8 protein-coding genes are annotated in these 16,209 nt (G+C 71.4%); 5 read left to right on the forward strand and 3 right to left on the reverse strand.

The features are described from left to right. Positions 1–30: 30 nt before the first annotated feature. Positions 31–10,617, reverse strand: a complete 10,587-nt coding sequence (locus ACFVH2_RS14385; RefSeq protein WP_378424886.1) for an SDR family NAD(P)-dependent oxidoreductase — start codon at positions 10,615–10,617, stop codon at positions 31–33. 206 nt (positions 10,618–10,823) lie between these two features. Between ACFVH2_RS14385 and ACFVH2_RS14390 the strand changes: the two genes are divergently transcribed. Continuing rightward, on the forward strand, positions 10,824–11,003 hold the full coding sequence (locus ACFVH2_RS14390) for a 4-oxalocrotonate tautomerase family protein (RefSeq protein ID WP_378424884.1): 180 nt from the start codon (positions 10,824–10,826) through the stop codon (positions 11,001–11,003). A 10-nt stretch (positions 11,004–11,013) separates the two neighbouring features. On the opposite strand, the gene ACFVH2_RS14395 is transcribed toward ACFVH2_RS14390, so the two are convergent. Next, positions 11,014–11,520: a MarR family winged helix-turn-helix transcriptional regulator gene (locus ACFVH2_RS14395; RefSeq protein ID WP_378424882.1), complete on the reverse strand. Its 507-nt coding sequence runs from the start codon at positions 11,518–11,520 to the stop codon at positions 11,014–11,016. Between the two features lie 116 nt (positions 11,521–11,636). On the opposite strand from ACFVH2_RS14395, the gene ACFVH2_RS14400 reads away from it, so the two are divergent. After that, positions 11,637–12,419, forward strand: coding sequence for a dioxygenase (locus ACFVH2_RS14400; RefSeq protein WP_378424880.1), 783 nt, complete (start codon positions 11,637–11,639; stop codon positions 12,417–12,419). 4 nt (positions 12,420–12,423) lie between these two features. Here the strand turns inward: ACFVH2_RS14400 and ACFVH2_RS14405 are convergent, their stop codons facing one another. After that, the gene (locus ACFVH2_RS14405) at positions 12,424–12,879 is read right to left on the reverse strand and encodes a peroxiredoxin (protein ID WP_378424878.1); all 456 of its coding nucleotides are present in this window, start codon (positions 12,877–12,879) and stop codon (positions 12,424–12,426) included. 126 nt (positions 12,880–13,005) lie between these two features. On the opposite strand from ACFVH2_RS14405, the gene ACFVH2_RS14410 reads away from it, so the two are divergent. From ACFVH2_RS14410 to trpC, 3 genes are all read left to right on the forward strand, one after another. Beyond that, positions 13,006–14,580 carry an anthranilate synthase component I gene (locus ACFVH2_RS14410; protein ID WP_378424876.1) on the forward strand — a complete coding sequence of 525 codons (1,575 nt, stop codon included), beginning with the start codon at positions 13,006–13,008 and terminating at the stop codon, positions 14,578–14,580. Further along, a complete protein-coding gene (locus ACFVH2_RS14415) occupies positions 14,573–15,274 on the forward strand; it encodes a TIGR02234 family membrane protein (protein ID WP_378424874.1) in 702 nt (233 codons plus the stop codon). The genes ACFVH2_RS14410 and ACFVH2_RS14415 overlap by 8 nt, the downstream gene beginning before the upstream one ends. 84 nt (positions 15,275–15,358) lie before the next feature. Then, on the forward strand, positions 15,359–16,168 hold the full coding sequence (gene trpC / locus ACFVH2_RS14420; RefSeq protein ID WP_378424872.1) for an indole-3-glycerol phosphate synthase TrpC: 810 nt from the start codon (positions 15,359–15,361) through the stop codon (positions 16,166–16,168). Positions 16,169–16,209: the final 41 nt, after the last annotated feature.

The raw sequence follows: 16,209 nt of genomic DNA on the forward strand, positions 1-16,209 counted from the left end.
CCCGACTCCCGCCACCCACCTTTCTTCGGATCACAGACCGCGATCGATCAGGTCCAGGATCTCCTCGCTGGTCGCGGCGTGGATCTTGTCGACCGCGTCGGCATGCGCACCGCCGGCGGCACCGACGTCGGCCAACAGGCTCTCCAACCGCCGCGCGATCGCCGACCGCGCCTCGAGATCGTCGCCGAGCTCGGCGACGGTCGCGCGTAGCCGGTCGACGTCGGCACAGGCAACCGACATCGGGTCGGGCACGAGTTCCGCGCGCAGGAACTCGGCGACGGCACGCGGGCTCGGGTGATCGAACACCATCGTCGGCGGCAACCGCAGCCCGGTGGCGGCACCGAGATGGTTACGGAGCGCAACGGCTGCCAGCGAGTCGAAGCCGAGTTCCTTGAACGCCTGGTCGGGGTCGACCGAGTCCGAAGCGTCGTAGCCGAGTACTGCGGCGGCTCCGCCCCGCACCAGATCGAGCATCAGGTGCCGCTGTTCCGGAATCGACCGGTCGGCAAGGCGCTGCGCCCATTCCGACGGCCCGGACCCGTCCGATCCGGTCCCGACCGAGTCGGGCCTCGCGGCGCGCGGGCGCGATTCCCGGACCAGGCCCCGCAACGAGGCGGGAACGTACGGCGCGGACACGCCGGAGTGGGCGAAGCGAGCGGCCGCCACGGTCGGTACACCGGCAGTCAACGCGCTGTCCAAGAGGGCCAGGCCGTCGGCTGCGGGCATCGGGACCATTCCGCTGCGGCGCGCCCGTGCGCGATCGATCGCACCGAGGTTGTCGGTCATGGCGCTCGGCGGCGCCCACATGCCCCACGCGATGGAGAGCGCGGGCCGTCCCAGGGCGTGGCGGTGATGGGCGAGGGCGTCGAGATACATGTTCGCGGCCGCGTAGTTCGCCTGCCCGGGTGCGCCGAGGATGCCGGCGAGCGACGAGAACAGGACGAAGGCCCGTCCGTCGCATGACGCGGTCAGCCGGTGCAGGTGCCAGGCCGCGTCGACCTTCGGCCGCAGCACCGCGTCGAGTCGGTCGGGGGTGAGCGACGCCAGCGTGCCGTCGTCGATCACGCCGGCCGCGTGGATCACCGCGGTCAGCGGGTGCTCCTGCGGTATCCCGGCCAACAGTGCGGCGAGGGCCGGCTCGTCCGAGGTGTCGCAGGCGACGACGCTCACCTCGGCTCCCATGCCGCTCAGTTCGCGGCGCAGTCGGTCGCATCCCTCGGCGTCGGGTCCGCGCCTGCTGGTCAGCAACATGTGCCGTGCCCCGTGCTTCGACACCAGATGACGAGCCACCAACGACCCGACGGTGCCGGTGCCGCCGGTGACGAGAACCGTGCCGCCGGGATCGAAGGGCGAACCCTCGGGCCCGGCGGCACGGATCCGCCGCAGCCGAGGGGCCAGCAGGGTGCCGTTCCTGGCCGCCAATTGCGGCTCCCCGCTCGCCACCGCCGACGTGAGCACCGCGTCGGCGTCCGACGCGTCGTCGAGGTCGACCAGCACGAACCGGTCCGGGTTCTCGTTCTGCGCGGAACCGACGAGGCCCCACACGGCCGCTGCCGCGAGGTCGGCGGCCGCGTGCCGGTCCTGGCCGTCGTCGGTGACCATCGCGTTGCGGGTCACGATCACCAGCCGGCTGTCGGCGACGATGTCGTCGTCCAACCAGTCCTGCAGCAGTCGCAGTACCCGAGCGCACAGTTCGTGGGTCGCGTCCGGACCGTGCTCGTCGCCGGTGCCGCATCCGGCGAGCACCGTCCACGGGACCCGGTCGCCGTCGTCGGGCACGGACTCCATCGCGGCTCGCAGCGCCGCCAGGTCGGGATGACCGGGGAAGGTCGAACAATCGGCCGGCCACTCGGAGCCGAGGACGACCGTCGCTTCCGGTGTCGGCCCCGTCGAGGGGCCCTCGACCGGAATCCAGGCCAGCCGGTGCAGCGGCGGGGCCGCCCTGCCGCCTGCCCCGTCGACCGCCCTGGGCACCACCCGCAGCGCATCGACGGTCAGTACCGGCTCACCCGCGGGGTCGACGAGGGCAACGCGGTACCGGCCGTCCTCGCCGGGAACGAACCGGGCCGTCACCGCCTCCGCGCCGACGGCGTGCAGACGGATCCCGGACCAGGTCAGGGGCCAGCCGTCCCACTCGAGGACGGGCTCGAGCGCCGCCCGCAACAGCTCCGGATGGATGCCGAAGCCGCTGGTGTCCGTGCCGTCGTCGAGGCGCACCGCGTCCTCGGCATCGCCCGGGACCTGGTGCAGCACAACGGCGGCGGAGCCGACCACGTCGTCGATCGTCGCCGAAGCGTTCCGGACCCAGGCATCGGAGCCGTCGGACCCGCCCGGGCTCGACGAGATGACGACGGTGCGACCGTCGTCGGTGTCGGCGGGCGTGACGAGCACCCGAATCGATGTCGGTTCCGACGACGAGAGGACCAGTGGGTGGTGCAGGGTGAGTTCGGCGATGTGGTCGAGACCGGCGTGGTGGGCGGCGTGCAGGGCGAGCTCGACGAGCACGGCTGGCGACAGCGTCTTCGCGTCGCCGGTCGACGGCTCGTCGTCGGCAGGCGGCCCGACGAGCCAGGGATCGCGGCGCAGTGACAGCTGCCCGGTGAACAGGGTCGCGCCGTCGTCGAGCGTCACCGCGGCACCCAGCAGCGGATGATCGGCCGGCGTCAGACCCAGCTCGGTCGGATCGCCGGTATGTCGGGTGGCCGCCGTCGGCCAGTAGGTGCGGCGCTGGAACGCATAGGTGGGCAAGGCAACCCGGCGGCGACCGGGCAGCACCCGATCCCAGTCGATCGCGACACCCTGCACATGGGCGGCAGCGACCGCCTCGACGATCCCGCGTGTTTCGTCTCCGCGTCCGGGCAGCGTGGCGATCGTGTTCGGGACGACCTCGGCGGCGAGCGCCGCCAGTGCCGCGCCGGGACCGACTTCGACCATGTGGGTGACGCCGAGTTCGTCGAGGGCGCGGACGCCGTCGTGGAAGCGCACCGCGTGCCGGAGATGACGGGTCCAGTACTCCGGGGACATGATTTCCGCGGACGTGGCAACGCGCCCGGTGACGTTGGAGACGACCGGAATCTTCGGTGGCTGCGCCGTCAGCCTCGACACCACGGCGGCGAACTGGTCGAGGACGGGGTCCATCAGGGTCGAATGGAAGGCCCGCTCGACCCGCAGGCTCGTGGTCTTCAGTCCGGCGGCGGACAGTTCGGCGGCGACGGCGGGAACGTTGCGTTCGCCGCCCGAGAGGACGACGGCTTCGGCGCCGTTGACGGCCGCGAGATCGACGCGGCCGTCGATCCGCGGCAGGATGTCCGCCTCACGGGCCCGTACGGCGATCATCAGACCCGGTTCGGTCGACTGCATCAACCGTCCACGCTCACCCACCAGTGCGGCGGCATCGGGCAGGCTGAACACCCCGGCGACGTGTGCGGCGGTGATCTCACCGATCGAATGGCCGATCAGGTAGTCGGGGGTGATGCCCCAGTCCCGCAGTAGCCGGTACAGCGCGACCTCGATGGCGAACAGTGCCGGCTGGGTGTACTCGGTGCTGTCGAGCTTCGCGCCGCTACTGCCGGTCTCGTCCCAGAGGACCTGCCGTACCGGGGTTTCCACGTGCTCGTCGAGTGCGGAGCAGACCTCGTCCAGTGCCCTCGCGAACACCGGGTACGTCTCGTAGAGTCCGCGGCCCATCCCGAGACGTTGCGCACCCTGGCCGGTGAACATGAACGCCGTCTTGCCACGGGCGCTGGTCCCGGCGACGACGTTGCCGCCGGGACGCCCCGTGGCGATGCGGGCGAGGCCGTCGCGCAGGTCCGCCAGTGTTTCTCCGATCACCGCGGTGCGGTGGGCGAAACCGGATCGGGTGGTGGCCAGGGAGTAGGCGAGGTCGGCCGGATCCGGGAGTTCGGACTCGTTCGTGTCGAGAAACTCCGCCAACCGGGTGGCCTGCGCCCGCAGTGCATCCCCGGTCTTTCCGGAGATCACCCAGACCAGCGGTGAGACCGTCGGCGGCGGGACCTCCGGCACCGCGTCCTCGGGGGGCTGTTCGAGGATCATGTGCGAGTTGGTGCCGCTGATACCGAACGACGAGACCGCCGCCCGCCGGGGTCGTCCGGTCTCCGGCCAGGCGACCGACTCGGCGAGCAGCGAGACCTCGCCCGCGGTCCAGTCGACGTGCCGGGTGGGGACGTCGCCGTGCAGGCTCGGGGGCAGTACGCCGTGGCGCATCGCCATCACCATCTTGATCACGCCGGCGACGCCCGCCGCCGCCTGGGCGTGGCCGATGTTCGACTTGACGGAGCCGAGCCAGAGCGGCCGGCCCTCCCGGCCCTGCCCGTACGCGGCCAGCAGCGCCTGCGCCTCGATCGGGTCGCCGAGCGTCGTGCCGGTGCCGTGGGCCTCCACGGCGTCGATGTCCGTGGGGCCGAGCGCGGCGTCGGCCAGCGCCTGGCGGATGACCCGTTCCTGTGACGGCCCGTTCGGTGCGGTCAATCCGTTGGAGGCCCCGTCCTGGTTGACCGCCGACCCGCGGATGATCGCCAGCACCCGGTGGCCGTTGCGCCGGGCGTCGCTGAGCCGCTCCAGCACCACCATTCCCGCGCCCTCGCTGAGCCCGGTGCCGTCGGCCCGGTCGGAGAACGGCTTGCAGCATCCGTCCGAGGCGAGGCCGCGCTGGCGGCTGAACTCGATCAGCACACCGGGGGTGGCCATCACCGTCGCACCGCCGGCCAGCGCCAGCGCGCATTCCCCGTCGCGGAGCGCCCGCGCCGCGAGATGCATGGCCACCAGCGACGACGAGCAAGCCGTGTCGACGGTGACCGCGGGACCGGTGAAGCCGAGGGAGTAGGAGATCCGGCCGGACGCCACGCTGTTGCTGGTCCCGGTCATCAGATAGCCCTCGGCGTCGACATTCCGCTGAGTCATCAGGTGGAAGCCGTAGTCGCCGCCCATCAGCCCGACGTACACGCCGGTGTCGGTGAGTCCGGGAGCGGTCGGCCGGATTCCCGCCTGCTCCAAGGCTTCCCAGGCGCTCTCGAGGAGCAGTCGGTGCTGGGGGTCCATCGCGATCGCCTCGCGCGGGCTGATGCCGAAGAACGCGGCGTCGAATTCGTCGGCGTCGTAGAGGAATCCGCCCTCCTTCATGTACGTGGTGCCGGCCCGGTTCGGGTCGGGGTCGTACACCTCGTCGAGATTCCAGCCCCGGTTGTGGGGGTACGCGCCGACGGCGTTGCGGCCGTCGCGGACGAGTCGCCACAGGTCCTCCGGAGAGGACACGTTGCCCGGGTACCTGCACGCCATTCCGACGATCACGATCGGATCGTCCGTGCGGGTACGTGTCGGACCGGTCGGCTGCGGAGCAGCATCGTCCCCGAGCAGGCGCGCCACCAGCTCCTGAGCAAGCGCGTCCGCGGTGGGATGGTCGAACACCACCGTCGCGGCCAGGCGCACACCGGTAGCGGTCGCCAGCTGATTGCGCAGTTGCACGGCGGTCAGCGAGTCGAAACCGAGTTGTTTGAAGGCGCGTTCCGGGTCGATCGCCTCCTTGCCTTCGTGACCCAGCACCGCCGCCACGTGGGTGGTGACGATGTCGAGCACTCGACGGTGCCGCTCGCCGGGGTCCAGCGCCCGCAATTCCTCGGCCAGGCCGGCCGGGGAATCGGCGGCAGTGGCGCGGCGACGGACGCCGAGCACCCGCCGCAGGATCGGCGGCAGCGATTCACCCTCGGATCGCGGGGCGCGCTTCGAGAGCCGGATCGGCACGATCAACGGGCGGTTCACGGCCAGGGCGGCGTCGAACAGGGCCAGACCCGACTCCGGGCTGATGGTGTCGATGCCGTCGCGCTGCAACCGGTCGAGATCGGCAGTATTCAGATGGGAGGTCATTCCACTGGGTCGGTCCCACAGGCCCCAGGCCATGGACGTCGCGGGCAGCCCGCGGGCGCGGCGGTGCTGCGCGAGGGCGTCGAGGAAGACATTCGCCGCCGCGTAGTTCGCCTGACCTGCGCCGCCGAGCACACCCGCAGCGGAGGAGAACAGCACGAACGCCGACAAGTCGCGGTCCCGGGTGAGTTCGTGCAGATGCCAGGCGCCGTCCACCTTGGGGCGAAGGACCGCGTGCAACTGGTGCTCGGTCAAGGTGGCGGCGGTGGCGTCCTCGAGCACCCCGGCGGCGTGGATCACACCGGACAGGTCGGGAATGCCGGCGAGGAGAGCAGCCACCTCGGTGCGGTCCGCGACGTCGCAGGCGACGACGCCGACCTCCGCCCCCGACTCGGCGAACTCGGCGCGCAGTTCGGCCGCACCCTCGGGATCGAGCGCGCGCCGGCCGGTCAGCACCAGTCGGCGCACCCCGTGCCGCTCGACGAGGTGGCGGGCGATCAGTCTGCCGATGGTTCCCTTGCCGCCGGTGATCAGGACGGTGCCGTCCGCGCCGAACACCGCGGGTCCCGGTTCCGGCGCCGCCGCAGCGGGCGTCACGGCGGCGAGCATGGGCACCAGCAGTACACCGTCCCGGATAGCCAGCCGAGATTCGTTGCAGGCCAAGGCCATGGAGATCAACGAAGGATCGTCGGCGGGTACGTCCAGGTCCACCAGCGTGATGCGGTCCGGGTGCTCGTTCTGCACCGCGCCGACCAGTCCCCACGCGGCCGCGGCCGACACGTCGTCGACCGGTTCGTCGTCGCGGACCGCCACCGCGAGCCTCGTCGTGAACAGCAAGCGGGTCTCGGCCAGGCGATCCTCGCGGAGCCACGACTGGATCGCCCGCAACGTCGCGTCCGCGGCGGCGTGCGCGCGGACCGGCACGTCCGGTTCGTCGCCCAGGTCGCAGTCGAACCACAGCACGCGACCTTCCGGATCACCGCCGGCAAGCGCCTCCGCGAGCGGCATCAGGTCTGCCGGCGCCGTCTCGGACGCACCCACCGGCATCCACTCCACGCGGTAGAGGCTGTCGCGGACTCCGGTGGCAGGCACGTCCGCGTTCCCGAGCGGCCGCAGCGTCAGCGACCGGGCGGTCAACACCGGTCGTCCTGCCGTGTCGTACGCGGTGACCCGGTATCGGTCGGGCCCGGTCGCGGTGACGTGCACGCGCAGGGCCGTGGCGCCCACGGCGTGCAGTTGAACCGTGTCCCAGGCGAACGGCAGCCGGATGTCGCGTGCACCGGTGTCGGCGGCGCCGTCATCCAGATGGTGCAGCGCAATCACGTGCAACGCCGCGTCGAGCACCGCCGGGTGGATCCCGTATCCGGCGACCGTCGCGGCCGGGTCCTCTCCGCTCAGCCGCACCTCTCCGTACAGGTCGTCGCCGCGCCGCCACGCCGCCCGCAGACCCCGGAAGGCCGGGCCGTACTCGTAGCCGGCCTCGTCGAGCACGTCGTAGAGACCTCGGACGTCGATCGGCGTGGCATCGGCGGGTGGCCACTGCGATCCGGGGGAGCCGGCGGCGTCCACGGCCGCCGTGAGCGTGCCGGTGGCGTGCCGGGTCCACGAGGTGTCCTGCGGGGCATCCGCGGGCCGGGAGTGCACGGACACCGTGGGGGGACCCGCCTCACCGCCGGCGAGCACGCTGACCTGCAACGCCACCTCGCCGTCGGCGGGAATCACCAGGGGTGTCTCGATGGCGAGTTCCTCGAGCCGGCCGCACCCCACGCGGTTCCCCGCGTGCAGGGCGAGCTCCACGAAAGCCGTGCCGGGCAGGATGACGGTGCCGTCGACGCCGTGGTCGCTCAGCCACGGAAGGCGTTGCGGGGACACCAGTCCCGTGAACACCGTGCCCCGGCCGTCGCCGAGCTCGACCGCCGCGGCGAGCATCGGGTGTCCACCCGTTTCCATGCCCGTCGACGCGAGATCTCCCTGTGACACCGGAGTTTCCAGCCAGTACCGGCGATGTTGGAAGGCGTATGTGGGTAGGTCCACCCACTGCCGCCGTTCGTCGTGTCGGGCCCAGCGCACCCGATCCCACTCGACGTGCTGTCCGTACACCCAGGCCTCGGCGAGTGCGGCGGTGAACTGGCGTAGGCCTGCGCGGCCGCGTCGGATGGTGCCGACGGCTCGGCCGGCGACGCCTGCCGCGTCGAGAGTGTCCTGCAGCGGCACGGTGAGGACGGGGTGGCTGCACGACTCGACGAACAGTCGATACCCGTCGGCGGCCAGCGATCTCGTCGCCTGCTCGAACCGGACCGTCCGCCGCAGGTTCCGGTACCAGTAGTCCGCGTCCAGTGCGCTGCCGTCCAGCACGCCACCGGTGACCGACGAGTAGAACGGAATTCGGGACCGGCGGGGGGTGATCGAGGAGAGGACGTCGAGAATGGGTTCACGCAGGACGGAGACGTCCGCGCAATGCGACGCGTACTCCACCGCGATCCGCCTGGCCTGGACGCCGTCGCCCTGAAGTTGCCCGACCAGGATGTCGAGTGCGTCGACGGGGCCGGAGATCACCGTCGCGGACGGCCCGTTGATCGCCGCGACCTCGACGGCGCCGGCCCAGGGTTGAATCTTCTCCTGCACGAGGTCCGGCGGCAGTGCCACCGAGGCCATCCCCCCGCCCCGCCGGGCCGACTCGCCGATCACCCTGCTGCGCGCGGCCACGACGAGTGCCGCGTCCGAAAGGCTCAGCGCGCCCGCGACGCAGGCAGCCGCGATCTCGCCCTGGGAATGTCCGACGACGGCCGCCGGTTCGACGCCGTGCGCGCGCCACAGTTCCGCGAGACCCACCATCGTCGCGAACAACGCCGGTTGCACCACGTCGACCCGGTCCAGGGCCGCGGGATCGCGGTCGCGCAGCACGTCCAGCAGCGAGAAGTCGGTGTACGGAGCCAGTGCGTCGGCGCACTCCCGGACGGTGTCGGCGAACACCGGCGACGTGTCCAGTAGCTCGGTGGCCATGCCCACCCACTGCGAACCCTGGCCGGGGAAGACGAACACCGGCCGGTCGCCGGCTTCCAATGCCACGCCGGTCACGACGTCGGCGCTGGGCGCACCTCTGGCGAGCGCGTCGAGGCCGCTCGACAGGCTCTGAGGGCGGGTGCCGAGCACGGCGGCGCGGTGGTCGAACGTGGCACGCGAACCCAGCAGTGCACCTGCCACCTCGGCGGGTGTCAGGTCGGCGTGCTCGGTGACGTAGTCGCGCAACCGTTCGGCCTGGGCGCGGAGCGCGAGCTCGGTGTGGCCCGACACGAACCAGGCCACGACTTCGTCCGGGGGAGAGGCTGATTCACCCGCCCGCGGCTCGACCGGTTGGGACTCCTCCAGGACGACGTGTGCATTGGTGCCGCTGATGCCGAACGACGAGACCGCCGCCCGCCGGGGCCGATCGGACCCCGGCCACTCCCGGTTCTCGGTGAGCAACGACACCGAACCGGCGGACCAGTCGACGTGCGGTGTCGGCCGGTCGACGTGCAGTGTCCTCGGCAGGACGCCGTGCCGCATCGCCATGATCATCTTGATCACGCCGGCGACGCCTGCGGCCGCCTGGGTGTGCCCGAGGTTCGACTTCACCGAGCCGAGCCACAGCGGCCGGTCGGCGGGGCGGTCGCGGCCGTACGCGGCCAGCAGGGCGGACGCCTCGATCGGATCGCCCAGTTTCGTCCCGGTGCCGTGCGCCTCGACCACGTCGACGTCGCCCGGGCCGAGTCCCGCACTGGCCAGCGCCTGCGCGATCACCCGCTCCTGAGCCTGCCTGTTCGGGGCGGTCAGGCCGTTGCTGGCGCCGTCCTGGTTGACCGCGCTGCCGCGGATGACGGCCAGTATGCGGCGACCGTTGCGCGCCGCGTCGGACAGGCGTTCCAACGCGACCATCCCCGCGCCCTCGCCCCACGCCGTGCCGTCCGCAGCGGCGGAGAATGCCTTGCACCTACCGTCCCGGGCCAGCCCGCGCTGGCGGCTGAACTCCACGAACACAGCGGGGGTCGCCATCACGGTCGCCCCGCCCGCCAGCGCGAGTTCGCACTCGCCGCCGCGCAGTGCCTGCATGGCGAGGTGGATGGAGACCAGGGACGACGAACACGCGGTGTCCACCGTGATCGCGGGTCCGTTCAGGCCGAAGCTGTAGGCCACGCGGCCGGACGCGACGCTCATGGCGTTGCCGGTGATGAAGTACCCCTCGAGGTCTTCGGGTGGCATGCCACCCGCTCGCGCCGCGTAGTCGATGCCGGACAGCCCGGTGAAGACGCCGACCCGGCGGCCGTGCACCGACCGCGGATCGATGCCGGCATGTTCGAGCGTCTCCCAGCTCGTCTCGAGGAGAAGTCGCTGCTGGGGGTCCATCGCCAGCGCCTCGCGCGGCGAGATGCCGAAGACCTCGGGGTCGAACCCCGCCGGGTCGTCGAGGAAGCTGCCCTGCACCGTGTACGTCTTGCCGGACTGCTCGGCCGTCGGGTCGTAGAGGTCCGCCAGGCCCCAGCCCCGGTCCTCGGGGAAACCGGAGACGGTGTCCGAACCGGATTCCACCAGGCGCCACAGGTCCTGAGGCGATCGCACCCCGCCGGGGAACCTGCAGCCGATCCCGATGACGGCGATCGGCTCTCTGCTCACCGCCTCGGCCTCGCGAAGTTTCTCCCGAGCCTGGTAGAGCTCCGCGGTGACCCGCTTCAGGTAGTCAAGGAGCTTCGCTTGATCGGCCATCCGGTTCAGCTTCCATCCGAGCCCCCAACGCCAGCGCGGAACCTCGATTGTATCCGCCGCGGTCTCGAAGTCGAAGGGCGCTCGTCGATCGCGCAGGTCTGACCAGCGAATTCCCCGCTGCCGCCCCTCTCGCCCGGCGGCCGGCACGCCCAGCGCCTCCCCGGTCGACGTCCCAGCGTCAATCGTCTGGTGGCACAGTGTCTTCCATGCCGCTCATTCAGATCAGCCAGACGCCGGGGCTCACCACCGAGCAGAAGCGAGCCACCATCGAGGCCGTCACCAAGGCGTACGCGGAGGCGACGGGGAAGAACCCGGCCCAGGTGTGGGTCACGCTCACCGACGTCCCGCGCGAGAACTGGGGCGTCGGCGGCGTGCCGTTGGGCTGACGGCCGCCGGTCAGGCCTTGCCGGTTCCCTTCGCGATGCCGCGGTCGAGCTGGGTGACCATCGCCTGCCCGAGCCTGGTCAGGTCGGCGACCTGGGTGTCGTCGAGTCCGTCGAACACGAGTGTCTGGACGGCGTGCACGTGCCCCGGCGCGGCGGCGACGACCTTTGCGTACCCGGCGGCGGTGAGGACCGCGAGCGATCCGCGGGCGCCGACGATGCTCTTGCGCCGGACCCAGCCGGCCTTCTCCAGCTTCGTCACCACGTGCGACAGTCGCGACAGCGACGCGTTCGCCTGACCGGCGAGGACGCTGAGCTGCAGTTGTCGCTGCGGCGCCTCGGACAGGACCGCGAGCACGAAGTACTCGAAGTGCGTCAGGCCGGAGTCGCGCTGGAGTTGGGTGTCGAGGGCGGCGGGCAGGCGGGTCGTCAGGGCGACGAGTTCGCGCCAGGCGCGCTGCTGTTCGTCGCTGAGCCACCGAGTCGTCGGATCCGCCGAATGGTCCGAACTCTCCGTCATCTGAACCCCCGTGTCGTGTGCACCACCGAGTCATGCTGTCACGTCACCCGGGAATACTTGCCGTCCGCCGCTGTTTGCTCCTATTGTAGTTGAAGCTTCAATCTAAAGGAGTCGAAATGACGGACCTAGCCATGCCGGCGCTGTACCTCAGCCACGGTGCGCCGCCGCTCGTCGACGACGAGCTGTGGGTCTCCCAGCTCACCGGGTGGTCCGCCGATCTGCCCCGGCCGACGGCGATCCTGGTCGTCTCCGCGCACTGGGAATCGGCGCCGCTGACCATCGGGTCCGTGACCACCGGCACCCCGCTGGTCTACGACTTCGGCGGATTCGACCGCAAGTACTACCGGGTGACCTACCGCTCGCCCGGAGCGCCGGAGCTGGCGCGACAGGTCGCCGCGCTCATGCCCGACAACGAGCCCGTCGTCTACCAGCCCGACCGCGGACTCGACCACGGCGCGTACGTACCGCTGACCGTCATGTACCCGAACGCCGACATCCCCGTTCTGCAGATCTCCATGCCGACCCTCGACCCGCAGCGGTTGCTGCACCTCGGCGAACGACTGCGGCCGCTGCGTGAACAGGGCGTGCTCATCGTCGGATCCGGGTTCACCACGCACGGCCTGCCGTTCCTTCGGGACTGGACGCCGAACGCCGCCGCACCGGGCTGGTCCGCCGAATTCGACGCCTGGGCCGCCGAACGGATCGCCGCTGCCGACGTCGACGCGCTGATCGACTTCCGGGCCAAGGCGCCCGGCATGCCCTACGCGCACCCGACGATCGAGCACTTCGCGCCGCTGTTCGTCACCCTCGGCGCGTCCAGCGAACCCGGGCAGGTGCCCCAGCAGGTGATCGACGGATTCTGGATGGGCCTGGCGAAGCGCTCACTCCAGGTCGTCTAGGACGTCAGTGTGCGCGCAGGAACTCGAGCGCCTGGTCGGCGTGCGTGTTCGCGCGCAGCTCGCTGGCGATCACCTTCAGCACGGTCCGGTCGGTGCCGATGACGAAGGTGGTGCGCTTGACCGGCGACAGCTTCGACAGCAGGCCGCGTCGCACGCCGAACTGCTCGGCGACCGCGCCGGACTCGTCGGACAGCAGCGGGTAGTCGAAGGACTTCGCGGTCGCGAACGAGGCCTGCTTGTCCACATTGTCGGTGGAGATACCCGCCCGCGAGGCGCCCACCGCCGCGAACTCCGAGGCCAGGTCGCGGAAGTGGCAGGCCTCGGCAGTGCATACCGGAGTGAACGCCGCCGGATAGAAGAACAGCACCAGCGGACCGTCGGCGACGAGTTCGCTCAGGGTCCGGACCGTGCCGTCCTGATCGGGGAGTGCGAAGTCGGGAGCGAGCTGACCGGTTTCCATTGCGACGAGGCTACCGGCTGCCATGCCGCCACGAGTGTGCTCCGCTCGTGCCACCCGGTCGCTCCGCAGGCTCCGCTCCTGCGACCCGGTCGCTCCGCAGGCTCCGCTCCTGGGATGATGGGTGCCATGCCCGGCGAGCCAACCTCCGTCCCCTCCGCAACCGCCGTCGTCGACGCGAGCGAGTCCACCACCACCAGGGAGCAGTTCCGCTCCCTGGCGGCCGACCACCGAGTCGTCCCGGTCACCCGAAAGGTGTTGGCGGACTCCGAGACTCCGCTCTCGGCGTACCGGAAGCTGGCGGCCGACCGGCCCGGAACCTTCCTGCTCGAGTCGGCCGAGAACGGCCGGTCCTGGTCGCGATGGTCGTTCATCGGCGCCGGCAGTCCGGCCGCGCTCACCGTCGTCGGCGGCGAGGCCGGCTGGCAGGGCAACGTCCCCGCGGGCGCGCCCTCGGGCGGGGACCCGATCCTGGCGCTCGGGCAGACCCTGGAACTGCTGCGCAGCGAGCGTCTGCCCGACCTGCCGCCGCTGACCGGCGGCATGGTCGGGTTCATGGGCTACGACATCGTGCGCAGGCTCGAACGGCTGCCCAACAACGCCGTCGACGACCTGCAGGTCCCCGAGATGGTGATGCTGCTGGCCACCGACCTCGCCGCCGTCGACCACCACGAGGGCGCGATCACCCTGATCGCGAACGCGGTCAACTGGAACGGCACCGACGAGCACGTCGACGAGGCCTACGACGACGCCGTCGCCCGACTCGACGCCATGACCGCGGCCCTGAGCGCGTCGTCGCCGTCCACGGTGTCCACCTTCGGCCGGCCGGCACCCGAGTACCGGCGCCAGCGCACCACCGAGTCGTTCGGCGCCGACGTCCGCACGCTGATCGGCGAGATCGAGGCCGGTGAGGCGTTCCAGGTGGTGCTCTCGCAGCGGTTCGAGATGGACACCGACGCGCACCCGTTCGACGTCTACCGGATGCTGCGCGCGTCCAATCCGAGCCCGTACATGTACCTGGTCAACGTCCCGGACGGCCACGGCGGCATCGCGTTCACCATCGTCGGGTCGAGCCCCGAGTCGCTGGTCACCGTCAAGGAGGGGGTCGCCACCACCCACCCGATCGCCGGCACCCGCTGGCGCGGGGCCACCGAGGAGGACGACCTGCTGCTCGAGAAGGACCTGATCGCGGACGAGAAGGAGAACTCCGAGCACCTGATGCTGGTGGACCTCGGACGCAACGACCTCGGTCGGGTCTGCGAGCCGGGCACCGTCAAGGTGCACGACTACCGGCACGTCGAGCGCTACAGCCACGTCATGCACCTGGTCTCCACGGTCACCGGGCGGCTCGCGGCGGGCAAGCACGCGCTCGACGCGGTCACCGCGTGCTTCCCCGCCGGCACCCTGTCCGGCGCGCCGAAGGTGCGGGCGATGGAACTGATCGACGAGCTCGAACCGACCCGGCGCGGCATCTACGGCGGCATCGTCGGGTACCTCGACTTCGCGGGTGACGCCGACACCGCCATCGCCATCCGCTCCGCACTGGTCAAGGACGGCACCGCCTACGTGCAGGCCGGCGCCGGGATCGTCGCGGACTCGGACCCGGTGTACGAGGACACCGAGGCGCGCAACAAGGCCATGGCGGTGCTCAGCGCGATCGCCGCGGCGGGCACGCTCAGGACCCTGGGCGGTGCCGATGAGTGACCAGGTGCCCACCGCCGACGAGGCCCCGCCCGCGCGGCGGTCCGGGCGTGCCGCCGCACTGCCCGCCCTGCTGCTCGCGGCCGCCGCACTGTGCCTGTGGGCGTCCTCCCGGATGACGTGGGTGCGGGTGGACTCCTTCGACGGACTCGGCGAAGCACGCAGCACCGCGCTCATCGGCGGTACCTGGGCCGCGGCGACGACCCCGCTCGCCCTGACGTTGCTCGCGGCGATCGCGGCCTCGTTCGCCGTGCGGGGTTGGGCGCTGCGGGTGGTGGGTGTGCTGGTCGCGGCGGTGGCGGTCGCCGCGGCGATTCCCGCGGTGACGCTTCTCGTCAAGGGTGTCGACAGCGACAAGGCCGGACGGCTCGCCGAGTTGCCCGCCCGCGCCGAGGTGACCGGCACCGCGACGCACGCCCCGCCCGCGGTACTGGCCCTGCTCGGTGCGGTGTTGGCGCTGGCGGCTGCCGTGGCGCTGGTCCGGAAGGCTTCGGTCAGCGCCGGGTTGTCGTCGAAGTACGCGGCGCCCGCCGCGCGCCGCGAGGAGGCGAGCAAGCGGCGTGGCGCCGGCTCCGGGGAACCGCAGAGCCAACGAGAGCTCTGGGATGCGCTCGACGCGGGGGAGGACCCCACCGAGGAGCAGTCGCCGGACCAGGCAAACCGCGACGACTCCGGTGACACAGACACCCGCCGTTAGTCAAGAGCGGGGCGCCCTCTACGCTTTACGAATCCGATGAGGTTCCTCACATCGGCCGCCAGCCCAGAAAGGACTCGGGACGCGATGACTGTTCTCGATTCGATTCTCGACGGGGTCCGCGCCGACGTCGCCGCCCGCGAATCCGTGCTCGACTTCGCCGCCGTCAAGGCCGCGGCCGCCGCCGCTCCCGCGGCCCTCGACGCCGCCGCGGCGTTGCGGTCCCCGGGCATCGGCGTGATCGCCGAGGTCAAGCGTGCGAGCCCTTCCAAGGGTGAGCTCTCCACCATTGCAGACCCGGCGGAACTCGCCCTCGCCTACGAGCAGGGTGGGGCGCGCGTGATCAGCGTCCTCACCGAGGAGCGCCGCTTCCGCGGTTCGTTGGCCGACCTCGATGCGGTGCGTGCCGCGGTCCGAATCCCGGTGCTGCGCAAGGACTTCATCGTCGGCCCCTACCAGATTCACGAGGCCCGCGCCCACGGCGCCGACGTGATCCTGCTGATCGTCGCGGCCCTCGAGCAGAACACCCTGAGCTCGCTGCTCGACCGCACCGAGTCGCTGGGCATGACCGCGCTCGTGGAGGTGCACACCGAGGAGGAGGCGAACCGCGCCCTCGAGGCCGGCGCCAGCGTGATCGGCATCAACGCCCGCAACCTCAAGACCCTCGAGGTGGACCGCGACACCTTCGGCCGGATCGCGCCGGGACTGCCGACCAACGTCGTGAAGATCGCCGAGTCGGGCGTCCGGGGGACCGCAGATCTGCTCGCCTACGCCGGTGCGGGCGCCGACGCGGTGCTCGTCGGTGAGGGACTGGTCACCAGCGGCGATCCGCGCACGGCCGTCAAGGATCTCGTCGCCGCCGGGGCGCACCCGTCCTGCCCGAAGCCCGCTCGCTGACCCGTCCGCCCGCGGTCGGACCCGAGGTGGGTCCGACCGCG

Origin of the sequence: Rhodococcus sp. NPDC127527 (genome assembly GCF_042672245.1) — a bacterium.
Taxonomy (GTDB): Bacteria; Actinomycetota; Actinomycetes; order Mycobacteriales; family Mycobacteriaceae; genus Rhodococcus_G.